At 70.0% G+C, this 26,247-nt stretch carries 23 protein-coding genes and 2 tRNA genes; 12 read left to right on the forward strand and 13 right to left on the reverse strand.

Features of this window, described 5'->3' with window-relative positions:
- Nucleotides 1-3: 3 nt before the first annotated feature.
- The 6 genes from ehuB (at nt 4) to ACFY0U_RS04235 (ending at nt 4,206) form a co-directional block, all read left to right on the forward strand.
- Entirely contained in the window at nt 4-933 is a 930-nt protein-coding gene (ehuB, locus tag ACFY0U_RS04210) for an ectoine/hydroxyectoine ABC transporter substrate-binding protein EhuB (protein ID WP_388629856.1), read from the forward strand.
- Nucleotides 930-1,649 carry an ectoine/hydroxyectoine ABC transporter permease subunit EhuC gene (gene ehuC, locus ACFY0U_RS04215; RefSeq protein ID WP_388629859.1) on the forward strand — a complete coding sequence of 240 codons (720 nt, stop codon included), beginning with the start codon at nt 930-932 and terminating at the stop codon, nt 1,647-1,649. The genes ehuB and ehuC overlap by 4 nt, the downstream gene beginning before the upstream one ends.
- The gene (ehuD, locus tag ACFY0U_RS04220; protein ID WP_327717302.1) at nt 1,646-2,296 is read left to right on the forward strand and encodes an ectoine/hydroxyectoine ABC transporter permease subunit EhuD; all 651 of its coding nucleotides are present in this window, start codon (nt 1,646-1,648) and stop codon (nt 2,294-2,296) included. The genes ehuC and ehuD overlap by 4 nt, the downstream gene beginning before the upstream one ends.
- On the forward strand, nt 2,286-3,071 hold the full coding sequence (ehuA, locus tag ACFY0U_RS04225) for an ectoine/hydroxyectoine ABC transporter ATP-binding protein EhuA (protein ID WP_388629863.1): 786 nt from the start codon (nt 2,286-2,288) through the stop codon (nt 3,069-3,071). The genes ehuD and ehuA overlap by 11 nt, the downstream gene beginning before the upstream one ends.
- Before the next feature lie 205 nt (nt 3,072-3,276).
- The gene (locus ACFY0U_RS04230; protein ID WP_388629866.1) at nt 3,277-4,035 is read left to right on the forward strand and encodes an IclR family transcriptional regulator; all 759 of its coding nucleotides are present in this window, start codon (nt 3,277-3,279) and stop codon (nt 4,033-4,035) included.
- A 97-nt stretch (nt 4,036-4,132) separates the two neighbouring features.
- A tRNA-Lys gene (locus tag ACFY0U_RS04235) sits at nt 4,133-4,206 on the forward strand.
- A 262-nt stretch (nt 4,207-4,468) separates the two neighbouring features.
- Here ACFY0U_RS04235 and ACFY0U_RS04240 read toward each other — a convergent pair.
- From ACFY0U_RS04240 to ACFY0U_RS04265, 6 genes are all read right to left on the reverse strand, one after another.
- Nucleotides 4,469-6,121, reverse strand: a complete 1,653-nt coding sequence (locus tag ACFY0U_RS04240; protein ID WP_388629868.1) for an AMP-binding protein — start codon at nt 6,119-6,121, stop codon at nt 4,469-4,471.
- 49 nt (nt 6,122-6,170) lie between these two features.
- Entirely contained in the window at nt 6,171-6,686 is a 516-nt protein-coding gene (locus ACFY0U_RS04245) for a hypothetical protein (protein ID WP_388629870.1), read from the reverse strand.
- Nucleotides 6,687-6,764: 78 nt separating this feature from the next.
- Nucleotides 6,765-6,917, reverse strand: coding sequence for a hypothetical protein (locus tag ACFY0U_RS04250; protein ID WP_388629872.1), 153 nt, complete (start codon nt 6,915-6,917; stop codon nt 6,765-6,767).
- A 136-nt stretch (nt 6,918-7,053) separates the two neighbouring features.
- Complete coding sequence (locus tag ACFY0U_RS04255; protein ID WP_388629875.1) at nt 7,054-7,659, reverse strand: lytic polysaccharide monooxygenase; 606 nt, start codon at nt 7,657-7,659, stop codon at nt 7,054-7,056.
- A 98-nt stretch (nt 7,660-7,757) separates the two neighbouring features.
- Complete coding sequence (locus tag ACFY0U_RS04260; RefSeq protein ID WP_388629878.1) at nt 7,758-8,897, reverse strand: SPFH domain-containing protein; 1,140 nt, start codon at nt 8,895-8,897, stop codon at nt 7,758-7,760.
- 63 nt (nt 8,898-8,960) lie between these two features.
- Nucleotides 8,961-10,328, reverse strand: a complete 1,368-nt coding sequence (locus ACFY0U_RS04265; RefSeq protein WP_388629880.1) for a peptidoglycan-binding protein — start codon at nt 10,326-10,328, stop codon at nt 8,961-8,963.
- Nucleotides 10,329-10,503: 175 nt separating this feature from the next.
- Here ACFY0U_RS04265 and ACFY0U_RS04270 point away from each other — a divergent pair.
- Nucleotides 10,504-10,577, forward strand: a tRNA-Lys gene (locus ACFY0U_RS04270).
- A gap of 153 nt (nt 10,578-10,730) precedes the next feature.
- On the forward strand, nt 10,731-13,817 hold the full coding sequence (locus tag ACFY0U_RS04275; protein ID WP_388629882.1) for a BTAD domain-containing putative transcriptional regulator: 3,087 nt from the start codon (nt 10,731-10,733) through the stop codon (nt 13,815-13,817).
- A 99-nt stretch (nt 13,818-13,916) separates the two neighbouring features.
- On the opposite strand, the gene ACFY0U_RS04280 is transcribed toward ACFY0U_RS04275, so the two are convergent.
- On the reverse strand, nt 13,917-14,753 hold the full coding sequence (locus tag ACFY0U_RS04280) for an ABC transporter permease (protein ID WP_388629885.1): 837 nt from the start codon (nt 14,751-14,753) through the stop codon (nt 13,917-13,919).
- A 35-nt stretch (nt 14,754-14,788) separates the two neighbouring features.
- Nucleotides 14,789-15,745, reverse strand: a complete 957-nt coding sequence (locus ACFY0U_RS04285; protein WP_388629888.1) for an ATP-binding cassette domain-containing protein — start codon at nt 15,743-15,745, stop codon at nt 14,789-14,791.
- A 231-nt stretch (nt 15,746-15,976) separates the two neighbouring features.
- Between ACFY0U_RS04285 and ACFY0U_RS04290 the strand changes: the two genes are divergently transcribed.
- The 3 genes from ACFY0U_RS04290 (at nt 15,977) to ACFY0U_RS04300 (ending at nt 20,928) form a co-directional block, all read left to right on the forward strand.
- On the forward strand, nt 15,977-16,693 hold the full coding sequence (locus tag ACFY0U_RS04290) for a FadR/GntR family transcriptional regulator (RefSeq protein WP_388629890.1): 717 nt from the start codon (nt 15,977-15,979) through the stop codon (nt 16,691-16,693).
- 315 nt (nt 16,694-17,008) lie between these two features.
- Nucleotides 17,009-18,994: a glycosyltransferase family 2 protein gene (locus ACFY0U_RS04295; RefSeq protein WP_388629893.1), complete on the forward strand. Its 1,986-nt coding sequence runs from the start codon at nt 17,009-17,011 to the stop codon at nt 18,992-18,994.
- Nucleotides 18,991-20,928, forward strand: a complete 1,938-nt coding sequence (locus tag ACFY0U_RS04300) for a galactose oxidase-like domain-containing protein (protein WP_388629896.1) — start codon at nt 18,991-18,993, stop codon at nt 20,926-20,928. Before ACFY0U_RS04295 ends, ACFY0U_RS04300 begins: the two co-directional genes overlap by 4 nt.
- Nucleotides 20,929-20,984: 56 nt before the next feature.
- On the opposite strand, the gene ACFY0U_RS04305 is transcribed toward ACFY0U_RS04300, so the two are convergent.
- A complete protein-coding gene (locus ACFY0U_RS04305; protein WP_388629899.1) occupies nt 20,985-22,004 on the reverse strand; it encodes a glycoside hydrolase family 6 protein in 1,020 nt (339 codons plus the stop codon).
- 165 nt (nt 22,005-22,169) lie between these two features.
- Here ACFY0U_RS04305 and ACFY0U_RS04310 point away from each other — a divergent pair, with 165 nt between their 5' ends.
- Nucleotides 22,170-22,940 carry a GAF and ANTAR domain-containing protein gene (locus ACFY0U_RS04310; RefSeq protein ID WP_388629902.1) on the forward strand — a complete coding sequence of 257 codons (771 nt, stop codon included), beginning with the start codon at nt 22,170-22,172 and terminating at the stop codon, nt 22,938-22,940.
- A 269-nt stretch (nt 22,941-23,209) separates the two neighbouring features.
- Here the strand turns inward: ACFY0U_RS04310 and ACFY0U_RS04315 are convergent, their stop codons facing one another.
- The 4 genes from ACFY0U_RS04315 to ACFY0U_RS04330 all read right to left on the reverse strand — a co-directional run bounded on the left by ACFY0U_RS04315 (nt 23,210) and on the right by ACFY0U_RS04330 (nt 26,113).
- Nucleotides 23,210-23,878: a class F sortase gene (locus ACFY0U_RS04315; RefSeq protein ID WP_388629904.1), complete on the reverse strand. Its 669-nt coding sequence runs from the start codon at nt 23,876-23,878 to the stop codon at nt 23,210-23,212.
- Nucleotides 23,865-24,386: a hypothetical protein gene (locus ACFY0U_RS04320; protein WP_388629906.1), complete on the reverse strand. Its 522-nt coding sequence runs from the start codon at nt 24,384-24,386 to the stop codon at nt 23,865-23,867. The genes ACFY0U_RS04315 and ACFY0U_RS04320 overlap by 14 nt, the downstream gene beginning before the upstream one ends.
- A 103-nt stretch (nt 24,387-24,489) precedes the next feature.
- Nucleotides 24,490-25,269, reverse strand: a complete 780-nt coding sequence (locus tag ACFY0U_RS04325) for an HAD-IIA family hydrolase (RefSeq protein WP_388629909.1) — start codon at nt 25,267-25,269, stop codon at nt 24,490-24,492.
- Between the two features lie 82 nt (nt 25,270-25,351).
- Nucleotides 25,352-26,113 carry a hypothetical protein gene (locus ACFY0U_RS04330; RefSeq protein WP_388629912.1) on the reverse strand — a complete coding sequence of 254 codons (762 nt, stop codon included), beginning with the start codon at nt 26,111-26,113 and terminating at the stop codon, nt 25,352-25,354.
- Between the last annotated feature and the right edge of the window lie 134 nt (nt 26,114-26,247).

Consider the following 26,247-nt stretch of genomic DNA (forward strand, 5'->3'; position numbering starts at 1 on the left):
GCCATGGCTCCACCGATACGAAACGACATTCGAAACGACGTTCGGACCGACAGAAGCACACCCGGAACCACCCGCCGATCGCTGCTCGCGGGGGTGGCGGCGCTCGGTGCGCTGGGGGCCGCGGGCTGCTCACGGGTGGCGACGGCTTCGACGACGGACGGCGGTGATCTGCTCGAACGCCTCAGGGCGGCAGGTGTCGTACGGCTGGGAATAGCCGGCGAGATCCCCTTCGGCTACATCGACAAGGACGGCGAGCTGACCGGCGAGGCGCCCGAGCTCGCGAGGGCCATCTTCAAGCGCCTTGGCGTGGACCGCGTACAGCCCGTGCCCACCGAGTTCGGCTCGCTCATTCCCGGGCTGAACTCCCAGCAGTTCGATGTGGTCGCCGCCGGGATGTATGTGAATCCCGAGCGCTGCGAGCAGGTCATCTTCGCCGACCCGGACTACCAGATGCTCGATTCGTTCATCGTGCGCAAGGGCAATCCGAAGGGGCTGCACGACTACAAGGACGTCGTCGAGAAGAAGGCCAAGTTCGCCACCGGGACCGGGTATGCCGAGATCCAGTACGCCGTCGACGCGGGGTACAAGGAGAGCGACATCCTGATCGTCCCGGACCAGGTCGCCGGGCTGAACGCCGTCGAGGCCGGGCGGGCCGATGTCTTCGCCGGTACGGCGCTCACCACCCGCGAGGTCGTCAAGAAGTCCGCCAAGACCGAGGCCACCAAGGCCTTCGCGCCCCTCGTGGACGGCAAGCCGCATGTCGACGGCGGCGCGTTCGCGTTCCGGCCGACCGAGACGAAGCTGCGGGACGCCTTCAACGTCGAGCTGCGGAAGCTGAAGAAGAGCGGGGAACTGTTCCGGATCCTCAGGCCCTTCGGGTTCACGGAGGCCGAGATGACCGACCTCACCGCGAAGGAGCTGTGCGGCGGATGACCACCGGACTCTGGGAACTCGTACTCAAGGGTGTGTGGACGACCGTCCAACTGCTCGTCTTCAGCGCCCTGTTGGCGGCCGCCGTGTCGTTCGTCGTCGGTGTCGCGCGCACCCACCGGCTGTGGATCGTGCGCTTCCTCGCGGGCTTCTACACCGAGGTGTTCCGCGGGACCTCGGCGCTCATCATGATCTTCTGGGTGTACTTCGTGCTGCCGCTCTCCTTCGGCTGGCAGCTGGTGCCGATGTGGGCGGGCACGCTCGCGCTCGGGCTCACCTACGGCGCGTACGGCTCCGAGATCGTGCGCGGCGCCCTGAACGCGGTCGACCCGGCGCAGAAGGAGGGCGGGATCGCGCTCAGTTTCACGCCCTGGCAGCGGCTCCGGCTGATCCTGCTGCCGCAGGCGGTGCCGGAGATGATCCCGTCGTTCTCCAACCTGCTGATCGAACTCCTCAAGGGCACCGCCCTGGTGTCGATCATCGGCATGGGCGATCTGGCCTTCAGCGGCAACCTGGTGCGCCTCGCACTCCAGGAGAGCCAGGAGATCTACACGTATCTGCTGGTCATCTACTTCGTGATCGCCTTCGCCCTCACCCGCGTGATGCGCGGACTGGAGAAGAAGCTGAAGTCGGGGGTCGGCAAGGAACCGCAGCGCGGAGTGTCCGCGCATGAGCTGAAGCGGGCCGAGACGACGGGCGTCGGAGGTGGTGTCGCGTGAAGTGGGACTGGGGAGCGGTCGGCGACTTCATGCCGCAGTTCTGGGACGGCCTGCTGGTCACCCTCCAGGCGCTGGCGCTGGGCTCGGTGATCTCCTTCGTGCTGGGCCTGGTGTGGGCGCTGCTGATGCGGGCGCCGACCCGGTGGGTGACCTGGCCCGTGGGCGCGGTCACCGAGTTCATCCGGAACACCCCGCTGCTGGTGCAGCTGTTCTTCCTCTTCTACGTGCTGCCCGAGTGGGGCCTGACGTTCTCGGCGCTGACCACCGGCGTCTTCGCGATCGGTCTGCACTACTCGACGTACACGATGCAGGTCTACCGGGCCGGCATCGAGGCAGTGCCCGTCGGCCAGTGGGAGGCCGCGACGGCGCTGAATCTGCCGGTGACCAGGACGTGGCGGGTGGTGATCCTGCCGCAGGCGATCCGCCGGGTCGTCCCCGCGCTCGGCAACTACGTCATCGCCATGCTCAAGGACACGCCGCTGCTGATGGCGATCACCGTCCTCGACATGCTCGGTCAGGCGCGGCTCTTCTCCCAGGAGCACTTCCAGTTCACCGAGCCCCTGACCGTGATCGGCGTGGCCTTCATCCTCATCGCCTATCTGGCCTCCCTCCTCGTGCGAGCCCTGGAGCGTCGTCTTGTCCACTGACATTCAGCCCGAGAACCACCCCACCGACAAGCGCGGTCCCGGCGAGCTGATCCGCCTGGAGCAGGTCACCAAGCGGTTCGGGGACAACACCGTCCTGGACCATCTGGACTTCTCCGTCCAGGCCGGCAAGCACGTCACCCTCATCGGGCCTTCCGGGTCCGGCAAGACCACGATCCTGCGGCTGCTGATGACGCTGACCAAGCCCGACGAGGGGATCGTCACCGTCGACGGGCAGCAGCTGTTCCCGGCGCCGGAGAAGCAGGTCCGCGAGATCCGCAAGCAGATCGGGATGGTGTTCCAGCAGTTCAACCTGTTCCCGAACATGTCGGCGCTCCGGAACATCACCGAGGCGCCCGTCACCGTGCTCGGCATGTCCAAGGACGAGGCGGAGGAGCGCGCGCGGGACCTCCTCGACCTGGTGGGCCTGGCCGACAAGTGCGACGCCCGTCCCTCCCAGCTCTCCGGCGGCCAGCAGCAGCGGGTGGCGATCGCCCGGGCGCTGGCGATGCGGCCGAAGGTGCTGCTGCTGGACGAGGTGACCTCCGCGCTGGACCCGGAGCTGGTGGCGGGTGTCCTGGACGTGCTCCGGGACATCGCCCGCACCACCGACATCACCATGCTCTGTGTGACCCACGAGATGAATTTCGCCCGGGACATCTCGGACCAGGTCCTGATGTTCGACTCCGGGCGGATCATCGAGTCGGGTCCGCCGGAGAAGATCTTCAGCGATCCGGCGCAGGACCGGACGCGGGAATTTCTCAGCGCGGTGCTCTGACTACAAGAAGTGAAGGGCCCGATATGCGAGGTCCGGTCGCTGGGGCATGACTTTGGCATATGCCAGGAGGTCAGCGCCCCTGTTGAGAGGGATGGAATCTCGTCAACAGGCCCTCACTTCACGCCTCTTGCCCGTTATCGTAGAGAGGATTCGCTGTCCGGATTACGGCCCCAGTTGTAGAGCGACTGAGCGCAGGGGGAAGACCGTGGCGCTGAAGCACGAGCCGACCGCGCCGTACCACTCGGCCCAGGACGCCCTGCGCGTCCTGGAGACCGTGGCGCGGCAGACCACCGGAATCACCGACACCGAGCTCACCCGGCAGACCGGCATCGACCCGGAGCGACTGACCACGCTCCTGAGGATGCTGCGCCGGGAGGGCTACGTCGAGCAGGTCGCCGACGGCGCGTATGTCACGGGGGACGCGCTGACCCGTCTCGGTTCCGCGCATGATCGTGAGCAGGCCCTGCGCGAGACGCTCCAGCGCACGCTGGACCGGCTGCGCGACTCGGTCGGGGCGGCGGTGTATCTCAGCCGGTACGTGGACGGCGAGGTCACCATCGCGCAGTACGCGGACGGGCCCACGACCCCGGTGGTCAACGAGTGGGTCGACTTCCGCTACTCCGCCCACGCGACCGCGCTCGGCAAGAGTCTGCTGGGCCAGCTCGACAACAACAGCCGCCGCGACCATCTCTCCCGGCACAAGATGGCCCGCCTCACCTCGCGGACCATCACCAGCGACAAGCTGCTGCTGTCCCGTCTGGAGTCCCAGCCGCCGACGGTGCCCCACCTCGACCTCCAGGAGTACGCGGTGGGCACGGTCTGCGCGGCCGTCCCGATCACCGCGGGCTCGTCGGTGGGCTGCCTCGCCCTCTCCCTCCCGGTCGAGCACGCCCACCGGCTCCGCCAGGCGGCGGACGCGCTGAACAGGAACGCGGCGCCGGTCCTGCTGAGCCTCGCCATCTGAACGCCACCCACCGGTGGTCAGAAGCACGCCTCAGGACCGGGTAGTATTTTCTTCGTCGCCAGCCGCGAAGCAAGAAAATGCAGCTGGCGAGAGTCTTGCGCCGCTAGCTCAGTTGGTTAGAGCAGCTGACTCTTAATCAGCGGGTCCGGGGTTCGAGTCCCTGGCGGCGCACTTCAGAAGGGCCTCTCGTGGGAGCGAGGGGCCCTTCGGCATGTCATCGATGATCCCCGGCGCCACAGATCCAGCACGGGGCGAGCACGGCAGCGGCCGGGGGTCCGGGGGTTGCCCCCCGGGGGATGCAGCATCAGCGGGTCCGGGGTTCGAGTCCCTGGCGGCGCACTTCAGAAGGGCCTCTCGTGGGAGCGAGGGGCCCTTCGGCATGTCGTCGATGAGCGGCCCGGGGCTCGGGGCGCGTCGTCCTGGGGATGCGGCATCAGCGGGGTCGCGGGGCGCGTCCCTGGTGGCGTATCTCAGCGGGGCCTCTTGTGGGAGCGAGGGGGCCTTCGAGGTCCTTGGGGGTCAGGCGGCGGTAGGTGCGGGTGCCGGGTGGGCGCCACCAGATCGGGTCGGGGCAGTGGAGGGCCTCTCGTCGGAGCAGTGCTCGGTGGATCTTGTTCGTCGCGGTGACCGGCATTCGCTCCACGACTCGGACGAACCGGGGTGCCATCTTCGTGCCGAGGTCTGGTTGTGCGGTCAGAAATGCGGTGAACGTCTGCGGGTCGAAGCTGCCGGCGACCGTCGCCATGACCTGGTCGCCGGTCACCGGGTCCGGCACGGCGTAGACGGCGACGGCGTCGGCGCCCTCGTAGCGGGCCAGGATGTTCTCGATCATCGCGGCGGCCAGGTTCTCGCTGTCGACGCGCAGTCGGTCATCCGTGCGGCCCGCGAAGTAGAGGTAGCCATCGGGGTCCCGGCAGAACAGGTCCCCCGTCCAGTACCACCCTCCCCATCGCCGCCGCTCCCCCTCCGCCTCCGGATTCCGCCAGTACCCCTCGAAGGGGTTCGGCCCCTGGTTGACCAGCTCCCCTATCGCCTCGTCACCATTGAGGAGCTGCCCGGCCGCGTCGAAAAGGGCGGCCGGACACTCCTTGCGCGTCTCCGGATCCAGTACGACGAGCCCGGGCCCCGCCCGCCCTACGGCCCCGGACGGCGTCCCCGGCGACCACTGCACGGCCGCCCCGCCCTCCGACGACCCGTACCCCTCCACCAGCCGCACCCCGAACCGCCGCTCGAAGGCCGCCGCGTCCACGGCCCCGGCCTCGGTGCCGAAGCCCATACGGAGCGGGTTGTCCCGGTCGTCGGCGCGTTCCGGGGTCGCGAGGAGGTACTGCACGGCCCGGCCCACATAGGTGAAGTACGTCGCCCGGTAGCGCCGTACGTCCCCCAGGAACCCCGACGCCGAGAACCGCCGCCGCAACGCGACCCCCGCCCCGGCCGCGAGCGCGGGCGCCCAGTCGGCGATCACCGCGTTGCCGTGGAACATCGGCATGCAGATGTAGTGGACGTCGTCGGCCCGCACCCCGAACTGGTCGGCCAGCGAGCGCCCCGCGGCGGCCAGCCGGCCCTGGGTGCAGATCGCGGCCTTGGGGGCGCCGGTGGAGCCCGAGGTGAAGTACAGGAGGAGGCGATCGCTCGGGGTGGCGGCGGAGGCGTCGGGCCGGGCGTCCGCATACGGCGCGAGCAGGGCGTCGTACTCCTCGGTGCCGGTCACCAGCAGCTGGACACCCGGCAGTTCGAGGTCCTCCAGCAGAGGCAGCTGGGCCGGCTCGGTGACCAGGATCCGGCACTCGGTGTGCAGGATGTCGCGGGCCAGTTCGGGGCCGCGGCGGGTGGGGTTGATGCCGGCGACGGCGGTCCGGGCGAGTGCGGCCGCACTCAACCAGAGGGGGAACTCGGGGGTGTTGTCGAGGAGGGCGCCGATATGCGAGCCCGGCGGCAGCAGGTCGGTCAGCAGTGCCGCCCGGGCCGCGGCGCCGGCCGCGACCTGGTGGTGGGTGAGCGTCCGTTCCTCGAACCACAGCCCCGGCCGGTGGTCGTCCCACCGGGCGGCGACGAGTTCCGCGACCGTGCGCCTGTTGGACTCCATGGCGGCGCACGGTAGTTGATGGACCGTCAGATGTGGAGAGCCGTGAGGGTCACGGAGTCATCGTCACGCCCTCGACCACGATCGTGCTGGTGCCACCGTCGTCGCCACCGCCGAAGTCGAACTCCTCGGACATCTGGTGGTACGTGACCATGAAGCCGACGCAGAACACCACGGCCACACCGAGGAACGCCAGGATGCCCACGGTGGACGCCGCCAGCCTGCCGCGCTGCGGGGGCTTGGCCGTGGCGACCACGTTCTGGCCCTCGGCGTAGTGGATGGTGACGAAGTCGCCCTCCAAGTTCGTCGCCGGGCCGTCCTCCTCCTCGAAGCGGATCGTGCGGCCGTCGCGGGCGGTGAACTCGTAGACGTGGTGCAGCGTGGTGTGCACGGACGTGTCGTTGCCGCCGCCGTGCATCGTCGTGAACACCCGCAGACAGCGGCCCTCCGCCGTCAGTCCGCTGTTCCAGGCGCTGCGGATCTGGAGCGAGCGGCGCAGCACGCGGTAGGCGACGAAGAGGACGACGGCGAGGATCAGGCCGGGTACCGCGTAGAAGATGACGTCCATGGTGCTTCCCCCGTGGTCAGTGTGCTGATCGTGGAGGGAACGTACCCGCCGGGGAGGCCGGACTGTCTCAAGTAAGGCTCAGAGTTCCGGCGTTGTCGGCCAGGCGTACAGGATCGCGATGACGGCCGCCCCGATGAGGAGCAGTCCGAACACCGTGCCCGCCGTGTCCTTGCCGGGCTGCGGCTCGGAGGCGGTGGCTTTCTCGGGGTGGTGCGGTCGTACTCGTGCCACTGCACGCGCCGGGCCACGTTGTCGACCATCTGGGTCGTGACCCAGGCGCGTACCCGCCCCGGACCAGAAGGGCGGTCATCAGGGCATCACTGTGGTGAAGCAGGGGTTCACGGAACGCGGACCCTACCGGAGTTGATCAGAAGGTGACGTCCGAGCAGGCGTAGAACGCGTTGCCGGTGTCCGCGATCGTCCATACCGCGAGGATCACGTGACGGCCGCTCAGACCCGACGGCAGGGTGCCGCTGTGGGAGAGGGTGGCCGGGGGCTGCTGGTTGTTGTACGGGACCGTGAGGAACGGGGTCAGGTTGAGGTCGGAGCGGGCCAGGTTGTGGTTCTGGTTCCAGCCCGCCTTGGTGACGTAGTACTTGAAGTCCGTGGTGGCGTGGCGTGCGGTGAACTGCCAGCGGAAGGTGTAGCTCTGACCGCCCGTCACCTTGGTGGCGGGCCAGGCGCCGCCCGAGGGGGTCCTCGGCGCGCTGAGCTGGCTGAACCGGCTGTGACCGCCGCTGCATATCGCTCCGTCGGCCGGGCCGGAGCCGGGGAAGCCCTTGGTGCCCTCGACGCTCTGCGGTTCCCACTGGATGTCGCCGCAGTTGGTCACGGTGCCGTTCTGGCAGAGCTTCTGCCGGCTGATGGGGAGGTCGGTGTAGCCGTGTCCGCTCGCGCCGCCGGAGGAGAGCACGAGGGCTCCGGCCGTGCTGAGGCCCAGCACGGCGGCGTACCACTTGGTCTTTTTGCGCATGCTGCCGCTCCCTGGAGAACGTGGGGGAAGTTCAGTGAGCCGTGCAGGTCTAGACCAAGTCCCAGATTATTGCCGTTACTTGAGCATGTCCAGACCAATCACTGACCCGACTCCCCGCGCCCCGCGCAGAACGCCACCGTCAAGTCCTTGACCAGCGCCTTGCGTTCGTAGTCGTCCAGTTCCACCAGGCCGCGCATGGTCAGCCGGGTCACGGTGTCCTCCACCGAGTCCACGACCGACGTCAGCACGCTCGACCGGTGCTGGGCGTCCAGCGCGGCGATCCGGCGGCGGTGCATCGCGGCGGCGACCTCGGGGGCGTACTCGACACGCACCGGCTGCACCGAGAACACCTCCAGGCCGACCGGCCCCGCGTCCGCCGCCACACGCCGGGTCAGCGCGTCCGTCGCCGAGTCCACCGACGCCCGCGCCGAGCCCGGCGGCTCCACCGGCACCCGCACCAGCGCCGCCTCCACGCACTCGCGCAGATACGTCTCGTGGTCCTCGACCCCCAGCGTGGCCCGCGCGGTGTCCCGCACCCGCCACACCACGAGGACGACCACCCGCAGCGCGACCCCGTTGCCGTCTGCGGCCGGCATCGGCTCGCCGCGCCAGTGCCGCAGCCGGACATCGACCCGGCGGCGCAGCAGCAGCGGGTTGACCCACATCAGGCCGGTGCGCCGGACCGTGCCCCGGTAGCGGCCGAAGAGACCGAGCACCCAGGCCCGCCCGGTCCGCCCGCGCGCCAGCCCGCCGAAGCCGAACAGGCTCAGGGCGACGGCCCCGGCGTACGCGGCCCACTGGGCGGGGCCGAGCCCGGTCCCGGCGTACTCCGGCAGCCGCAGCGCCGCCACCGCGAGCGGCGGGAGCACTCCCGCCCACCACGAGGTGGCCACGCACCCTGCCGCCCCGCAGGCCCCGGCGAGCACCCCCGCCGAGCCGGGCAGCACCCGCGCGGGCCGCTCCACGAGCTCCGGGTCGACCTGGGGCGCGGGACGCGGCTTGGCCGGCACCGGGCGCCGGAAGCGCGGCTGCTCGCCGGTGCCCTGCCGGCGCCCCACGACGGCGGGGCCCAGCGGCACCGGTGCCGGGTCCGGGTCGTCGCGGAACAGCAGATGGACGGGGATCTCGGTGGTCGCCTCGTTCTGGATGAGCCGGGCCGGCCGGGACGCCCCGGTCGTCTCGGCGGGCCCTTCGGGCTCCGGTGTCGGTGAGGGGGTGTGGGAAGTGGTCGTGCTCATGCGTGCCTCCAGCCTCCGCGCCAGAAACGTCATGACAGTGGATGGGTGTTGCGGGACGGCGGCCTACGCGAACAGCCGCCGCCAGGTCTCCGGCCCCGGGTAGCCGTCCGCCGCGCCGCCCCGCCAGCCCTGGGCACGTTGGAAGGCCTCCACGGCCCGGCGGTCCGACTCGCCCCAGCGCGGACCGGGACCGGTCGTGTAGTACTTGCCGAACCCCTTCTTCACCAGCTGCTTTCCGAGCAGGGTGACGTACTTGTTGCTGACGCCGGGCCGGAACATGGCCCGCCCCGGATAGCCGGACACCCCGTGCGAGGAGGGTGCCCCCGGTGCGGCGGGCCCGGCCGCACCGGTCGTGATGTCCTTGCCCTGGCCCGTCGCCAGCAGCGTCCAGGTCTGCCGTCCCGGCAGCCCGTCCGCGTCCCGGCCCCGCCAGCCCTGTGCCTGCTGGAAGGCCTGGGTGGCCCGGCGGTCGGCGTCCGTCCAGCGGGGGCCCGGGCCCGAGGTGTAGAAACGCCCGGCGCCGCGCTCGACGAGCATGCGGCCCAGCTCGGTGACGTACTTGTTGTTGGCTCCGGGACCGAAGTAGGCGGCGCCGGGGTACGGGGTGGCCCCCGCCGAGGGCTCGCCCGGCTCGCCCGGTTCGGTCGGCTCGCTCGGCTTGTCGCTGCCCGCCGTGCCCGCGATCAGCCCCTTGTAGCGGTAGGCGGTGTAGCGGGCCGAGTTGCTCCAGTACGCGTACGGGGTGGCCTGCTTGCGGGCGCGCGGGCGCGTCTCCTCGTAGGCGATGTAGTAGGTGTGCGTGTAGTCCGTCCAGCCGCCGAAGATGACCACGTGCGAGCCCTTCTGGGGGTCCGCCGGGTTGTGGAACAGCAGGATGTCGCCGGGCTGGAGATCGTCCTTGGGGATCTTCACCCCGTACTGGTCGAGGCTGCCCGTCCATTCGTTCCCGGGCAGGTTCCAGGCCATCGAGACGAAGCCGGAGCAGTCCTGCCGGTAACCGTCGGACCAGTACTCCGACATGCTGTACGGCACCTGCGCGGCGACCCAAGTCTTGGCCCGCGTGATGATCTCGGCGCGGGTGGTGGCCGGCGTCTTGATCCCCGCCGGTTTGCCGCCCGGGCCGTGCAGCGGGGCCTTGCCGCCCTGGGGGGTGTCGGGCTCGTCACCTGCGGGAACGCCGGGACGGGCGGGGTGGCTGGGGTGGTCGGGGACGTGTGGGGCGGCGAGGGCGGGGGCCGCGTGGCCGACGAGGACGGTGGAGGCGGCCGCGGCGAGGACGACCGCCCGGTGGGCCGCGGGGTGGGCCGCCGGGTGGCGGCCGGTGCGGGAATGCGGCAGTACGCGCCGCCAGTGAACACATCCGGGGCAGTCGCAGTCGCTCGCGGGGTCGAACTCCTCAAACACCGGTCCGTTGAACCCCGGAGCCTTCATGCGATTCCCCTCACACTCCAGATGGAAATGTCCGCGACTGTGCACATTCGTCAGTTTCTCAACTGTCTTCCGGACGCGCATGTTGACGGTCCGAATGATGTACGGCGACCGCTCCGCCCCTGGTGGGACGGTCCGGAGCACTCCCAAACATCGGGTAGAGTTCTCGAGTCAGCAGGCGCCGCTAGCTCAGTTGGTTAGAGCAGCTGACTCTTAATCAGCGGGTCCGGGGTTCGAGTCCCTGGCGGCGCACCGACAACGAAGGCCTCTCGCGCGAGCGGGGGGCCTTTCGTGTTGCCGGGGCTGCCCGGGCTCTCCGGGTGGGGGTTTACCGGGGCGGGCAAGTGGGTGATCCTTAGCGCGCGTTGGGGGTCGAGGGGCGGCCCGTCGGGTGGGGGAATTGTCATGTTCAGGGTGGAACTGCTGGGGGCTGTGCGGGTGTGCGGCGGGGACGGTCCCGTCGACATCGGCGGTGCGCGGCTGCGGATGCTGCTCGCCCGGCTCGCCCTCGAAGCCGGGCGCCCGGTCTCCGTGGACTCCCTGGTGGACGGCCTGTGGGGCGAGCAGCCCCCGGCCGACGCGACCGGCGCGCTCCAGGCCCTGGTGTCCCGGCTGCGCAAGGCCCTGCGCGGCACCGGCACGGTGGACGCCGTGACGGGCGGCTACCGGCTCTCCGTACAGGAAGAGGACGTGGACACGTACCGCTTCGAGGACCTGGCGGGCCGCGGCAGACACGCCCTCGCGGCAGGCCGGACCGAGGAGGCGGCACGGACGCTCACGAGCGCGCTCGGCCTGTGGCGGGGCGCGGCCCTCGCGGATGTGCTGGACGCGCCGTTCGCGGGCGCCGCGGCCACCCGCCTCGACGAGCTGCGCGCCGCGGCCGTCGAGGACCGCTTCGACGCGGAGCTGCGGGCGGGGCGGTACGCCGATGTCCTGGCCGATCTCGAGGCGGAGGGCGCCCGGCGGCCGCTGAGCGAGCGCCTGGCGGGCCTGCGGATGCGCGCCCTGTCGGCGGCGGGCCGCCAGTCCGACGCCCTCGCCGTCTACGAGGACCTGCGCGGCAGGCTGGGTGACGAACTCGGCGTCGACCCGTCGGCCGAGGTGCGGGAGATCCACCTCGCGCTGCTGCGCGGCGAGTTGGAGCGTCCGGCGGAACGGCCCGCGAACGCCCCGAGCCGGCTGCCGGCCCGGCTGACCAGCTTCGTCGGCCGCGACGGCGAACTGGACCGGCTCGCGAATCTGATGGGCTCGGCCCGGCTGGTGACCCTGGTCGGCCCGGGCGGCGCCGGCAAGACGCGGCTGTCCCTGGAGGCCGCGACGAGGGACCCGGCGCACGCCCGGGACCGGGTCCGCTTCGTGCCCCTCGCGGGGGTGAGCCGTGTCGACCAGTTGGCCGACGTGGTGCTCGGTGCGCTCAGCTCCACCGACGGCCGGCTGTACGAGGGCGGCGGGGCCCAGCAGGCCTCCGCGGTGGAGCGGACGGCCGAGCTCCTCGGCAGCGGCGACACCCTGCTCCTGATCGACAACTGCGAGCACCTCGTCGAGGCGGTCGCCGAGCTCGCCGATCAACTCCTCCTACGCCTCCCCGAGTTGCGCATCCTCGCCACCAGCCGTGAACCCCTCGCCATCAACGGGGAGTCGCTGTTCCACCTCGGCCCCCTGGACGTCCCCACGGGGTCGCCTGAGCCGGTCGAGGCGATGGCGGCGGCCGCGGTCCGGCTGTTCGTGGACCGGGCCACCGGGGTCCGGCAGGGGTTCGCCCTCGACGAGTCCAACCTGGACGCCGTCCTGGAGATCTGCCGCCGCCTCGACGGGATGCCGCTCGCTTTGGAGCTGGCCGCGGCCAAGCTGCGGTCGATGGGCGTGGAGCAGATCGCGCGCCGGCTCGACGACCGGTTCCGGCTGCTCTCCTCCGGCAGCCGGACGGCACTGCCGCGGCAACGCACCCTGCTCGCGATGGTCGAGTGGAGCTGGGACCTGCTCGACGAGCCGGAGCGGATCCTCGCGCGCCGGCTGTCCGCGTTTCCCGGCGGGGCGACGCTCGCGGCCCTGGAGACGGTCTGCTCGGATCCGGACGTGCCCGCCGACGACGTCCTCTACGTGCTCGGCGCGCTGATCGAGAAGTCGCTGGTGCAGGAGGTGCGGGACGCCGACGGTGAGTCGCGCTACCGGATGCTGGACACCGTCCGCGCGTACGCGGCCCGGCGGCTGGCCGAGTCCGGCGACGACCTCACGGCCCGCTTCACGTCGTACTACCTCGCCCTGGCCCAGCGGCACGAACCCCTCCTGCGCACCGGTGCCCAGCTGCGCGCCACCGCCGTCTTCGACAGCGAGCACGACAACCTCACCCACGCGTTGCGGCTCGTCCAGGACGCCGGGGACCGGGAGACGGCGGTGCGGTTCGGTGCGGCAATGTTCTGGTACTGGGGCATACGGGGGATGGGGGGCCGGCTCAAGACCGACCTGGCGGCTGCGGCGGGCTCAGGGGGCGACTCCGCGGCCGTGGGTGAGGACTCGGCCGTGGACCGTGAGTTTCATCCCGCCGGGCTGCTGCTGCGGATGGCCCAGGTCGCTTTCGGGGGCGGCTCGCCGACGGCTGACGACCTGCTCGGCTCGTCCGATCCGTGGGTGCGGGCCAGTGCTCATCTCGCGCGGGACTTCGCGCTCACCGAGCAGGGGGACCTGGAGAGCGGGGTGGCGTCGCGGATGGAGGCGTTGCGGGGCTTCGAGGCGGTGGGTGACCGGTGGGGGATCGTGCTCGCGCTGATGCCGGTCGGCCGTGACCACTCCCTGCGCGGGGAGTACGCCTCGGCCATCGCGACGTTCGAACGGGCCGTCGTCCTCAGCTCCGAGCTGGGTACCGAGGACTACCTCTACCTCAGCAAGGCCCGGCTCGCCCGTGAGCGCCGGCGCAGCGGAGATCTCGACGGCGCCTTCCGTGATCTGCGCGCCGCGCACCGTCAGGCCAGGGAGCGCGGCCAGCTGCGGCTCGAGGCCAACATCCTGGTCGGCCTCGCCAACGCGCACCGGATGTCCGGGGACGTGGACCAGGCGAACCGCACCCTGGACCATCTGGAGGCGCTGTCCCGCCGCCGCCCCGATCTCGCGGAACTCGCCCGCGACCTGGTCGTCAGCACCCGTGTCGAGAACCACCTCGCCGAAGGCCGCGCCGCCGAGGCCCGGACCCTGCTCCCCCGGGCGGCGGGCGCCCTCTTCGGCCAGGGCGCCGGAGCGGGCCTCGCCTGGGTCGCCGAACTCCTGGGCGGCCTGCGCACCCTGGAGGGCGACCCGACCGCCGGAGCGACCGCCTTCGGGATCAGCGAGGTCATGCGCGGCGCCTTCGACGCGGGAGAGCCGGAACTCCAGGGGCATCGGAGACGCATGGTCGAGGCGCTGGGCGAGGAGGGCTATCGCGCGGCGTACGAAAAGGGGGCGGCGATGCCTCGGACGGAGGCGCGGGACTGGCTGGAACGGGAGGCGCTGGGCGGCTGAGGCTCGGGGCACCGAACAAGCCACCACACCCCAGCACCCCACACAGACCGAACCGGCCCCCACAGCTGTGGCGGCCGGTTCGGTGCGGAGCGTTCGGGGTCAGCCGTTGTTCTTGCGGTAGGCCCGCATCGCCAGGGGCAGGAACACCACGACCATCCCGGCCATCCACGCCAGGCTGCCCGCCAGCGGTGAGGCGACCGCGCCGTCGCCGAGGAGGCCTCGGGTGGTGTCGGCCATGAGGGAGACGGGGTTGACGTCGGACCAGGCGCGGAGCCAGCCGGACATGTCGTCGGCGGGGACGAAGACGTTGCTGGCGAAGGTGAGGGGCAGCACCAGGATGGTCATCAGGCCCTGCACGGAACCGGGGGTCTTGGCCACCATGCCGAGCCACACCGACATCCAGGAGAAGGACATCGCGAAGGCGATGAGCAGCCCGAGCGCGGCGAGCGCGGCCGGGACCGTGGTGTCGGGGCGGTAGCCCATGATCAGCGCGAGGACGACCAGGGTGCCCAGGCACACGGCGTAGCGGACGAAGTCGGCGAGCACCGCGCCGATCAGCGGGGCCGAGCGGGCGATCGGCATGGAACGGAACCGGTCGAAGATCCCGGTGCTCGCGTCCGCGTTGAGGGAGACGCCGATGCCGATGCTGGCCTGGAACACGGTCATCACCATGACGCCGGGGACGATCAGCTGGACGTAGGCGTCCTGGTCGCCGCCGGAGATCGCCTTGCCGAAGAGGTAGACGAACATCAGCAGGGAGATGACCGGGGTCAGGACCACGTCGACCAGTTGGAGCGGGGAGCGCAGGAACTTGGTGGCGCCCCGCCCGGCCAGGGCCAGGCTGTGGTGGAGCGTGGGCACGAGACCGACCCGGGCCGGCTTGACGGGGGCGGACGGCGAGGCGGCGGCGGGGGTGGTGAGGATGTCGGTGGCCATGACGGTGGAGTCCTTCCGAGGGAGAGGGGCGGGGTTCAGACGGCGGCCGGTTCGGCGTCCACGGCGGGTGCGTGGCCGGTCAGGGCGAGGAACACCTCGTCCAGGCTGGGCAGCCGCAGCCCGAGCTCGTCCGCCGAGATGCCGGCGCCGTCGAGCCGGCGGGCGACCGCGGACACCAGCAGCGGCTCGTCGGCCGGCACGGTCAGCACGCCCGACTCCTCGGCCGCGGCATGTCCGGACAGCTCGGACAGGATCGCGGCCACCTGCGGGAGATCGGCCGGCACGGTCGGGCGGACCTGGAGGATCTGTCCGCCGACGCGGCGCTTGAGCTCCCCGGGCCGGCCCTCGGCGACCTTGCGACCCCTGTCGAACACCGTGATGGAGTCGGCGAGCTGATCGGCCTCCTCCAGGTACTGCGTGGTGAGCAGGACCGTGGAGCCGTCCGCGACCAGCCCCTTGACCACGTCCCAGACCTCCTGGCGGGCGTGCGGGTCGAGGCCGGTGGTCGGCTCGTCCAGGAAGAGGATCCGAGGCCGCCCGACGAGGCTCGCGGCCAGATCGAGCCGGCGCCGCATACCGCCGGAGAAGGTGGCGATGGGGCGCTTGGCGGCCTCGGTGAGCGAGAAGTTCTCCAGCAGCTCCGCGGCCCTGGCCTTCGCGTCCCGCCGGGAAAGTCCGAGCAGCCGGCCGATCAGCACCAGGTTCTCGGCGCCGGACAGCGTCTCGTCGACCGAGGCGTACTGGCCGGTCAGCCCGATCAACTGCCGTACCCGCACCGGGTCCTTGGCGATGTCGTGCCCGCCGATGGTCGCGTGGCCCGCGTCGGGCCGCAGCAGCGTGGCCAGGATGCGCACGGTGGTGGTCTTGCCGGCACCGTTGGGGCCCAGGACGCCGACGACCTTGCCGGCCGGGACCTCCAGGTCCACCCCGTCCAGGGCGGTGAAGTCGCCGTACTTCTTGACCAGTCCCTCGGCGCGGATCGCGTAGGACATCTCAACTCCTCGTCAGCTGCCTGCCGTTCTCGATGAGCAGGACTGTGCCGGGGTGCGCTGACAGAGCGCGGACATCGCGCTGACAGAGCCGGCGGGCGCGCTGACAGGACGCGCGAGTGCTGTCAGGACGTACCAGAGGTGTCAGGAGAGGGCAGGGAACCCCTAGGTCACGAAAAGTCGCTCGGGCCGACGGGGCGCTTCCCGGTCGTTTGGCCGGATACCCTCTCGCCCATGGCAGCGCGTGACCTCCAGGAGCGGATCAAACGGCTCATCCTCGACCAGCGGCTGGCCTCGGGGGCGCCGCTGCCCACCGAGCCCGAGCTGATGGAGTACCTGGGGGCGAGCCGGAACTCGGTGCGCGAGGCGCTCAAGGCGCTCCAGGCGATGGGGATCGTGGAGATCCGGCACGGGTTCGGGACGTATGTCGGACCGATGTCCCTGGCGCCGATGATCGAGGGGCTCGCCTTCCGTACGGTCGCCGGGCACTACCGGGGCGAGGACTCGCTGCTCCAGCTGCTGGAGCTCAGGGAGGCGGTGGAGACGGGGCTCGTGTCGCGGCTCGCGGGGCGGCTGCCGGAGGCCGATCTCGTTGAACTGGACGGGCTCGTGGGCCGTATGGAACAACAGGCCGCGCAAGGAGGCGACGGTCTGGCCGACACCGACCGAGCGTTTCACGCCACCTTGTACCGGGGCTTGGACAACGTGTTGCTGAGCGAGGTGCTGGAGGCGTTCTGGGACGCCTTCCACCGCGTACGCACGGATCTCGGGGGTGTGCCGCAGGATCCGTGGATCACCTGCCGGCAGCACCGGGAGATCATGGATGCGGTACGGTCCGGGGATGCGATACGGGCAGAGGGGGCTATAAGGGAGCACTTCGGCAACATCCGTGCCCGACTGTCCACAACCTCCCCACAAGGCCCCCACAGGGGCCACAATGAACGCGTATGACCGGTAAACACCGCGTTTCGCATCTTGCGATCATGCCTGACACCGTAGAAACCTGGTTTTCAAGATGCTGCGGATACGCGGCACTTGGGGGGCACGGAGCCGGTTGCCGGTGATGACGGGGAGAGGGGGCCCCGTTCATAGGACGATGCCGAGGGGGGCATCATGCAACCGGAAGGTCGCAGTTCCATGTCTATTGGTGTGGAGAATGTGGTGACTGCGGCCCACCACTGATACGTCTGTGAAGGTCGAGGGGGACTCGAGCAGACGTAAGGAACCGACAAAGCACGCGTTGGCTCGCGTGTGGGGGGATGACTCATGACGTCGACGCCGACGGGCGCCCGGCAGGACTTCGACCCGTCTGAGACCACTCAGCTCAGGGTGGCTTCACAGACCCGGACGGGCGCGTTCCGCCGGATCAAGAAAACCCTGCCGAAGTACGACTACGAGCACTACAGCCGGTTGGCAGGTCCCCTCACCCAGCCCGATCCGTCGAAGCCCTACAAGGTGGAGTACCGATCGCTGATCTCGCAGGAGACGCACCGCATCAGAGTCGCCCTGATGCTGGCCGCCGCGCCGGTGCTCTCCCTGGTCCTGCTGTTCTGGCTGCTCCAGCCCGAGCACTGGACCGAGCGCGACTACGTGGACTTCAAGTGGCTGCCCGCGCTCGACATAGTGATGCTTGTCTCGATCGGCCTGATCGAGTTCTTCCGCTGCATGAACGTCCTGTCGAACGCGCACGCCACCCTGGTCGCCCGCGACCCGGTCCCGGTGGTGCCCGAGACCGGCACCAGAGTGGCCTTCCTGACCTCCTTCGTACCCGGGAAGGAGCCCTTGGAGATGGTCACGAAGACCCTGGAGGCGGCGGTCAAGCTGCGCCACCGGGGCCTTCTGCATGTGTGGCTGCTCGACGAGGGTGACGACCCCGAGGTCAAGGAGGTCTGCGCCCGGCTCGGCGTGCACCACTTCTCCCGCAAGGGCATCGCGAAGTGGAACCAGGCCAAGGGCCCGCACCGCGCCAAGACCAAGCACGGCAACTACAACGCCTGGCTCGACGCGCACGGCGACGACTACGACTACTTCGCCTCGGTCGACACCGACCACGTGCCGCTGCCCAACTACCTGGAGCGGATGCTCGGCTTCTTCCGCGACCCGGACGTCGGCTTCGTCATCGGCCCGCAGGTCTACGGCAACTACGACAACTTCGTCACCAAGGCCGCCGAGTCGCAGCAGTTCCTCTTCCACGCGTTGATCCAGCGCGCCGGCAACTACTACGGCGCCCCGATGTTCGTCGGCACCTCCAACGCCGTGCGGATCAGGGCGCTCAAGCAGATCGGCGGCCTGTACGACTCGATCACCGAGGACATGGCCACCGGCTTCGAGATCCACCGCCACAAGAACCCGGCGACGGGCCGGAAGTGGCGCTCGGTCTACACCCCGGACGTGCTCGCGGTCGGCGAGGGCCCCAGCGCCTGGACGGACTTCTTCACCCAGCAGATGCGCTGGTCCCGAGGGACGTACGAGACGATCCTCAAGCAGTACTGGAAGGGCTGGTACTCACTGCCTCCGGGCAAGCTCTTCAACTACACGATGATGATCATCTTCTACCCGATGTCCGCCCTCAACTGGATCCTCGCGGCCCTGAGTTGTGCGCTCTTCCTGGGCCTGGGCGCCTCGGGTGTGAACATCGACCCCACCGTGTGGCTGATGCTCTACGGCAACGCCTCCGCCCTCCAGATCGGCCTCTACGTCTGGAACCGCAGGCACAACGTCTCCCCGCACGAGCCCGAGGGCTCCGGCGGTGTGGCCGGCATGGTGATGTCCGCGCTGTCCGCGCCGCTCTACGCCAAGGCCCTGATCGACTCCGCGCTGCGCCGCAAGAGCAAGTTCGTCGTCACCCCCAAGGGCGACTCGGCCAGCCCCGACCGGTGGTTCGGGACCTTCCGCTACCACTGGTACTTCATCGCGATCTTCGGTGGCTCGATCGCCGCCGGCTTCGTCTACGGGCACTCGCACCCCGCGATGATCATCTGGGCGATCTTCGCCATGCTGATCACCGCGACGCCGATCTTCGTCTGGCGGCACATGCTGCGCCAGGAGAAGAAGAAGCCCGCCGAGGAGCCGCAGGGCCCGGTGGTCCCGGCGCAGCAGCAGTACCAGCCGCAGCCGCTGCCGGCCCAGCACGCGCCCGCCCAGAAGCCGAGCTGGGCCGCCTCTCAGACGAGCGGTACCGGCGCCAACAGCGGGGGCAACGACCAGACCATGCAAATCGCCCTGGGTGGACTTGGGGGACGTAAGGAATGAACGACCGTGCCGGACGCCGTCGTGCCCGTCGCCTAGCGATAGGTACGGCGGTGGTACTCGCACTGGCCGGGATGAACGGGCCGTGGCTCTACCGCTTCGGGACCGAGAAATACCACCAGTACCAGATCAACAAACCGGAGTACAAAGCCGAGAACGGCAAGTGGGAAGTCGTCGAGTTTCCCGAGGAGTTCAGACAGAACACGATCCACGCGGCGCTGCTGCGCACCGGCAAGGTGCTGCTCGTCGCGGGGTCGGGGAACAACCAGGAGAACTTCGACGCGAAGAAGTTCGACACCCGTATCTGGGACCCGGTCAAGGGCACCATCAAGAAGGTGCCCACGCCCAGTGACCTGTTCTGCACGGGCCACACCCAGCTGGCCAACGGCAATCTGCTGATCGCGGGCGGTACGAAGCGGTACGAGAAGCTCAAGGGTGACGTCACCAAGGCCGGCGGCCTGATGATCGTCCACAACGAGAACCCGGACAAGCCGATCACCCTGCCCGCGGGCACCAAGTTCACCGGCAAGGAGAACGGCAAGACGTTCGTGTCCAAGGACCCGGTCGTCGTGGAGCGCGCCGAGAAGGTCTTCGACAAGAAGACCGGCAAGTTCCTGCGCAACGACCCGGGACTCGGCCGTATCTACGTCGAGGCGCAGAAGTCCGGCCGCACACACGAGACCGGTACGCAGGACAACTACCGGGTCCAGGGCCTGTCGGGCACCGACGCGCGCAACACGTACGGCATCGCGCAGAAGCTCGCCCTCGACAAGAAGGACTTCCAGGGGATCCGGGACGCCTACGAGTTCGACCCGGTCGCCGAGGAGTACATCAAGGTCGACCCGATGAACGAGGCCCGCTGGTACCCGACGCTCACCACCCTGAGCGACGGCAAGATCCTCAGCGTCTCCGGCCTCGACGACATCGGCCAGCTGGTGCCGGGCAAGAACGAGGTCTTCGACCCGAAGACCAAGACGTGGACGTATCTGCCGAAGACCCGCCAGTTCCCGACGTACCCCGCGCTGTTCCTCATGCAGAACGGCAAGGTCTTCTACTCGGGGTCCAACGCGGGCTACGGGCCGGACAACGTCGGGCGCGACCCGGGCGTCTGGGACGTCGACAGCAACAAGTTCACCAAGCTGCCCGGGCTCAGCGACCCCAAGCTGATGGAGACGTCCGGCACGGTGCTGCTCGCGCCGGCGCAGGACGAGAAGTACATGGTGGTCGGCGGCGGCGGGGTCGGCGAGTCCGCGCGGTCCAGCAACAAGACGCGGATCGTCGATCTCAAGGCGGACGACCCGAAGTTCACGGACGGGCCGACGCTGGAGAAGGGCACGCGGTACCCGAACATCTCGGTCCTGCCGGACGACTCCATCCTGGTGTCGGGCGGCTCGGAGGACTACCGCGGGCGCAGTGACTCCAACATCCTCCAGGCCCGCATCTACCACCCCGAGACCAACACCTTCGAGCAGGTGGCGGATCCGCTGGTGGGCCGCAACTACCACTCCGGTTCGATCCTGCTGCCCGACGGCCGGGTGATGTTCTTCGGCTCCGACTCGCTCTACAGCGACAAGGCCAACACCAAGCCGGGCAAGTTCGAGCAGCGCATCGAGATCTACACGCCGCCCTATCTCTACCGGGACTCCCGTCCTTCGCTGTCCGGCGGTCCGCAGACCATCGAGCGCGGCGAGTCCGGGACGTTCACCTCGCAGCACGCCTCGACGATCGAGAAGGTCCGGCTGATCCGGCCGAGTGCGGCGACGCATGTCACCGACGTGGACCAGCGGTCGATCGAGCTGGACTACAAGGTGTCCGGGGACAAGATCACGGTGACGGTGCCGAAGAACAAGAACCTGGTGCAGTCCGGGTGGTACATGCTGTTCGTCGATGACGATCAGGGGACGCCGAGCAAGGCCCAGTGGGTCAAGGTTCCCTAGACGGTACGCAGTGAAGGGCGCCCTCCGGGTGACGGAGGGCGCCCTTCGCTGTGTGGCTACTTACTGGCTTTCGCCAGGTTCAGCGCGTACTCCGCCCACCACTCCCCCGCCTTCGGACCGCCCTTGCACTCGCCGTCCGACTCCCCCGGGCGCTTGACCCAGACGTACGCGTCGACCAGCGGGTCCGCCGTCTTCGTCGTCGGAGTCTCGCCCAGGGCGCGGCCGGGCGGGTTGCACCAGCGTTCGTCGGCCTTGCCCTCGTTGTAGGGGCCGTTGCCGTTGCGGCTGGTGTCGATCACGAAGGGCTTGTTGCCGACCTTCGCGGAGAGCTGCTTGCCGTAGGCGATGGAGTCCTCGGTCGAGTAGAAGTTGGAGACGTTGACCGAGAAGCCGTCGGCCTTGTCGATGCCCGCCCACTGGAGCGGCTCGAAGATCTGGTCCGGGTGGCCCCAGCCGGCGTTGCCCGCGTCCAGGTAGACCTTGGTGTTCTTCAGCGACTTGAGCTTGGTGATGGCGCCCTGGAGGAGGTCGTAGCGCTCCTCGTGGAACTCGTCCTGGGTGCAGCCGTCGACCAGGTGCAGTACGGCGTCCGGCTCCAGGATGACCGTCGCCGGGCGGTCCCCGATGCCCGCGGCCACGCCGTCGAGCCAGGTCCGGTAGGCGTTGCCGTCGGCGGCGCCGCCCTGCGAGTACTGGCCGCAGTCGCGGTGCGGGATGTTGTAGAGGACCAGCAGAGCCGTACGGCCCGCCTTGTCGGCTGCCTCGGTGAAGCCGCGCGCCTCCTGCTCGGGGTTCTCCGTGCCGATCCACTGCCCGGTGGGCTGCTCGGCGATCTTGCGGATCTGTTCGGCGTCCGCGTCCTTGCCGGACTTCTCGTACGCCGCGACCTGCTGGGCCGCGGTGCCCTCTGGGTTGACCCAGAACGGGTCGGTCTCCTTGGGCTGTTGAGTGATCTTGGCGCCGGACGCGTCGTCCGGCTCGTCCTTGTCACCGGACGAAGAGCATCCGGCGATCAGCAGTGCGGCCCCCAGCACTATCGCGGACGTTCTCATTCCGGCCCCCCTCGTGCCGTACATCCAACTCCCCCTCGGTGCTGCAGTCCAAGGCTCAATCCTGACATACGTGTCGAGGGGCACACGAGATCGCCCGCGCCTTGTCGGGGAGCTGTTACAGCACCGATGGTCGGGGGTAGGCGCGCGCTGGGACGGGGGCGGGCGGACAGGGAAGGGGAGTGGGCGCGGATGCACCACACCACCCGGGAGCTCCGGCTGGCGGCGGCACTGGTGGAGGCGGCGGACACCCTGTCCGACGGCTTCGACACCGAGGACTACCTACGGCGGCTGGCGGACCACTGCGTCGATCTGCTGACCGCGCAGGCGGCCGGGGTCATGCTCATCGACGGCGGCCGCACCGTCTCGCTGACGGGCAGCAGCGCGCACGAGGACATGGCGCTCGATCTGCTTGAGGCCCAGCACAGCGGCGGCCCCTGCCTGGACACCTACGGCTCCGGCGAGGCGGTCCCGCCGGTCTCGATCCGGGCCGCCCGCGCGGCCTCCCGCTGGCCGGAGTTCACGGAGCGGGCGCTGCGCCACGACGTCGTCACGACCTTCGCGGTGCCCCTGCGGCGGCGCACGCGGCTGCTCGGCGCGCTCAACGTCTTCGTGCCCACCCTGCCCGAAGAGCCGTCGTCCGATTCGGAGCTGCCGATGGCCCAGCTCCTCGCCGACTCCGCGTCCCTCGGGCTCCAGAACAACACCGTCTACTCCCAGTGCCGCACCCTGGCCGGACAGTTGCAGCAGGCGCTCTCCAGCCGGGTCCGTATCGAGCAGGCGAAGGGCATGCTCGCCGAGCGCTGGAACACCCGTGCCGACCACGCGTTCATGGCCCTGCGGCAGTACGCGCGCCGCCGCAGGCTGCCCCTGGACCAGGTCGCGACCGCGGTCATCGAACGCCGCGCGGACGACTCCGAGCTGCGGCGGGAGTTCGACGACCCGGCCGACGGACCGTCGTAGCACCCCGTACGACCTGCCCGTATGACGCAGAGCCACCATCTTTTGACCTGGCGTCAAATGCCCCCTAGGCCTCCGGGCCCATCCGTTCTAGAGTCTTCCTACAGAAGGCCCCAGCCCCCGGCCGACTGTCCACCACATCTGGCCTACGAGCCTCCCGTGCCGGTCGCCGGGTTACTCCCGCAGCCCGAGCGCGCGCGGTTGAGGACCAGCCCGGTCGACGGCTTCGGGGGGAGCGGGCCGTCGACCGGGCCAGGTGGCGCCGGCCGGGGCTACAGACCCGTCCCGGTCAGATACGCCGACACGATCACGTTCGCCGTGTAGCTGCGGCTCGCGCGGTCGAAGGTGCCGCCGCAGGTGATGAGCCGCAGTTCGGCGCGGCCCTTCTCATGGGTCCCGTAGGCCTGGCGGGCGTCGAAACGGTCGCGGGCGACGACCTGGACGTCGTCGACGGTGAACTCGGCGACCCTGCCGTCGTCGCGGATCACCCGGACCGTCTCGCCCGGCTTCAGCGCGCTGAGCTTGTAGAAGACGGCGGGCCTGGTCTCGGTGTCCACATGCCCCACCATCAGCGCGGCCCCGGCGGCCCCCGGCTTCACCCCGGCGGCGTACCAGCCGACGACGCCGGCCTGGTCGTAGGGCGGCGGGTCGATCGCGCCGGTCCCGTCCAGCCCGCGGGCCACCACGGGCGCCTGCACGCCGAGTCCGGGAATGTCGATGCGCTGCGGCAGCGCCGGCCTCAACGGCTCGGTGGGGGGCGGCAGTTCGACCTCGGGCGGCCGTCCGACCGCCGCCACGTCCCCGGTCGTGGGCGCGGATATGCCGTTGCGTACGTCGGTCACCTCCCGTCCCCACAGCCACAGCCCGAGCAGCAGCACCGCCCAGGCCACCCCGGTGAGGAGGCGGCCGGTACCGGAGGGGCGCACGTCAGTCGGTCCCACGGCTCCGGCGGACCCTGCGCAGCACCACGGCCCCGGCCGCCACCCCGGCCAGCACCAGCCCGGTCACCGCCTGCGCTGTCCCGGGTCCGGCCTCGCGCGCGTCGACGGCGGCGAGGTGCGCCGTGCCGCCGCCGCCCGCGCTGACCGGGGCGACGGGGGAGGTGTGCGGGGACGGCTCCTCGACGACGGTGACCGCCGTCTTGTGGGCCGTGTCCCCGCAGATGACCTCGACGTCGTAGGAGCCCGCCTTCAGTTCGGTGCGGACCCTGGTCTCGCCGACGAGGGTGCCGTCGATGCCGACGAGGCGTACGTCGGCGACGAACGCCGCGGAGACCGCGGTGCCGGTGCTGCCGGCGCAGCCGCTCACGCGCAGTGCGATGTCGGTGCCGGGGGCGGGGGACGACGGGGTGACCGCGACTCCTTCGCCGTCGGCCGCGTGCGCCGCCGGGGTGGTCAGTGCGGTGGCTGCCAGCAGGGCGGTGCAGAAAGTGAGGCGTAGTGAACCCATCGTGAACCTCCAGATATGTGGAGAGTCCCCCGGGGACGGCGGCCCCGCATCCTCAGGGGGCCGCCACTGCTCCGTACGAGTCGTCTTCGTGGGTTGTGGGGTTTCAGATCCGGTCGACGAGATCCGCGATCGAGTCCACGACCTTCGAGGGGCGGTAGGGGTACCGCTCGATGTCCGCGTCCGACGTCAGACCGGTGCGGACAAGGAAGGTCACCATCCCCGCCTCCAGGCCCGCCAGCACATCCGTGTCCAACCGGTCACCGATCATCGCGCTGGACTCGGAGTGTGCCCCGATCGCGTTCAGGCCCGCCCGCATCATCAGCGGGTTCGGCTTGCCGACGAAGTACGGCCTTTTGCCGGTTGCCGCGGTGATCAGTGCCGCGACCGAACCTGTGGCCGGCAGCACCCCTTCAGGTGAAGGTCCGGTCTCGTCGGGGTTCGTCGCGATGAACCGAGCACCGTTGTTGATGAGTCGGACGGCCTTCGTCATCGCTTCGAAGGAATAAGTCCGGGTTTCACCAAGAATGACGAAGTCAGGATCTGTATCGGTGAGGACGTAGCCGACGTCGTGAAGGGCCGTGGTGAGACCGGCCTCGCCGATCACATAGGCGGAACCACCCGGCCGCTGGTCCTCCAGGAACTTGGCGGTAGCCAGCGCCGAGGTCCAGATGTTCTCGACCGGGACGTCCAGGCCCATCCTCCGCAGACGGGCGTGCAGATCCCGCGCCGTGTAGATGGAGTTGTTGGTCAGGACCAGGAAGGGCTTGCCGGACTCGCGGAGCTTCTTCAGGAAGGCGTCGGCGCCGGGGATCGGTACGCCCTCGTGGATGAGCACACCGTCCATGTCGGTGAGCCACGAGTCGATGGGCCTGCGGTCTGCCATGTGCGGGATCTCCTGCCGTACGCATGTACGCGGTGCTGCGTCGGCCCCAGCCTAGACAGTGGCCGGATCTTGAGGGAATGGCCTACTTCCGGTTGGTTCGGCGGGCGAGGAGGAGTGTGCCGCCGGTGGTGAGGAGGAGGGCGGCGGCGAGGAGGCGGGCGGGGGTGCTGGGGCCGGTGTGGGCCAGTTCCGCGGCTTCTTCGGCGTTGGGGACGGTGGCTTCGGTGGGGCTCTGGTTCTGGCTCTGGCTCTGGCTCTGCTGCGAGGGGTCGTCTGTGCCTTCGGAGACTTCTACGGCGTCGGTGCCGACTGCGAAGCGGTAGTCGTTGGACTGGCCCACCCAGTCGCCGTCGTCGTCCTGGCGTTGTACGACCGCGGCGTTGGCGGTGACCTCGTTCGGTGCGGCGTCCGAGGTCAGGGCGAGCCTGATCTTCACCGTGCGGGTCTTGCCGGGGGGGACGGTGAGGGCCTTGCGGAACACGCCTACGAGTTCGTCCTCGTCGGTGGTCTCGAAGCGGACGGGGTGGGGGCGGCCGGCCTCGTAGAACTCCAGCTGTGGCTGGTCGGGGTGCAGGGCGTGCTTCTTGTCGACGAGCACCACCACCGGGTGGATGTTCTCGCAGGTGCGGTCCGTCTTGTTGGTGAGGTCCAGGTACCAGGTGCCGTAGCCGCCGCCGGGTTCGTAGGTGGCGGGGCCGCCGTGGATGCGGGTGGTGAGGGGGAAGGTGCGGGTGTCGGGGGTGGTGCAGGTGGGTGCGACGGGGGCCGCGTGGGCTGGGGAGGGCATGAGGAGGAGGGCGGCTGCCGCGGTGATGGTCAGGGGGGCGGGCGTGAACAGTCGCATGAACACATGAGCATGGCGGGTGGGGGGTGGGGGCTGGGGGTGCCGCTCCGGGTGGGGGTTGAATGCCGCCCGATCGGCGGTGGGGGTGCGCCTCGTATGCCTGCGGCGGCCCGTTGCGGTTCGGTGGGGGTTCG

Source organism: Streptomyces sp. NPDC001536, assembly GCF_042894505.1.
Taxonomy (GTDB): domain Bacteria; phylum Actinomycetota; class Actinomycetes; order Streptomycetales; family Streptomycetaceae; genus Streptomyces.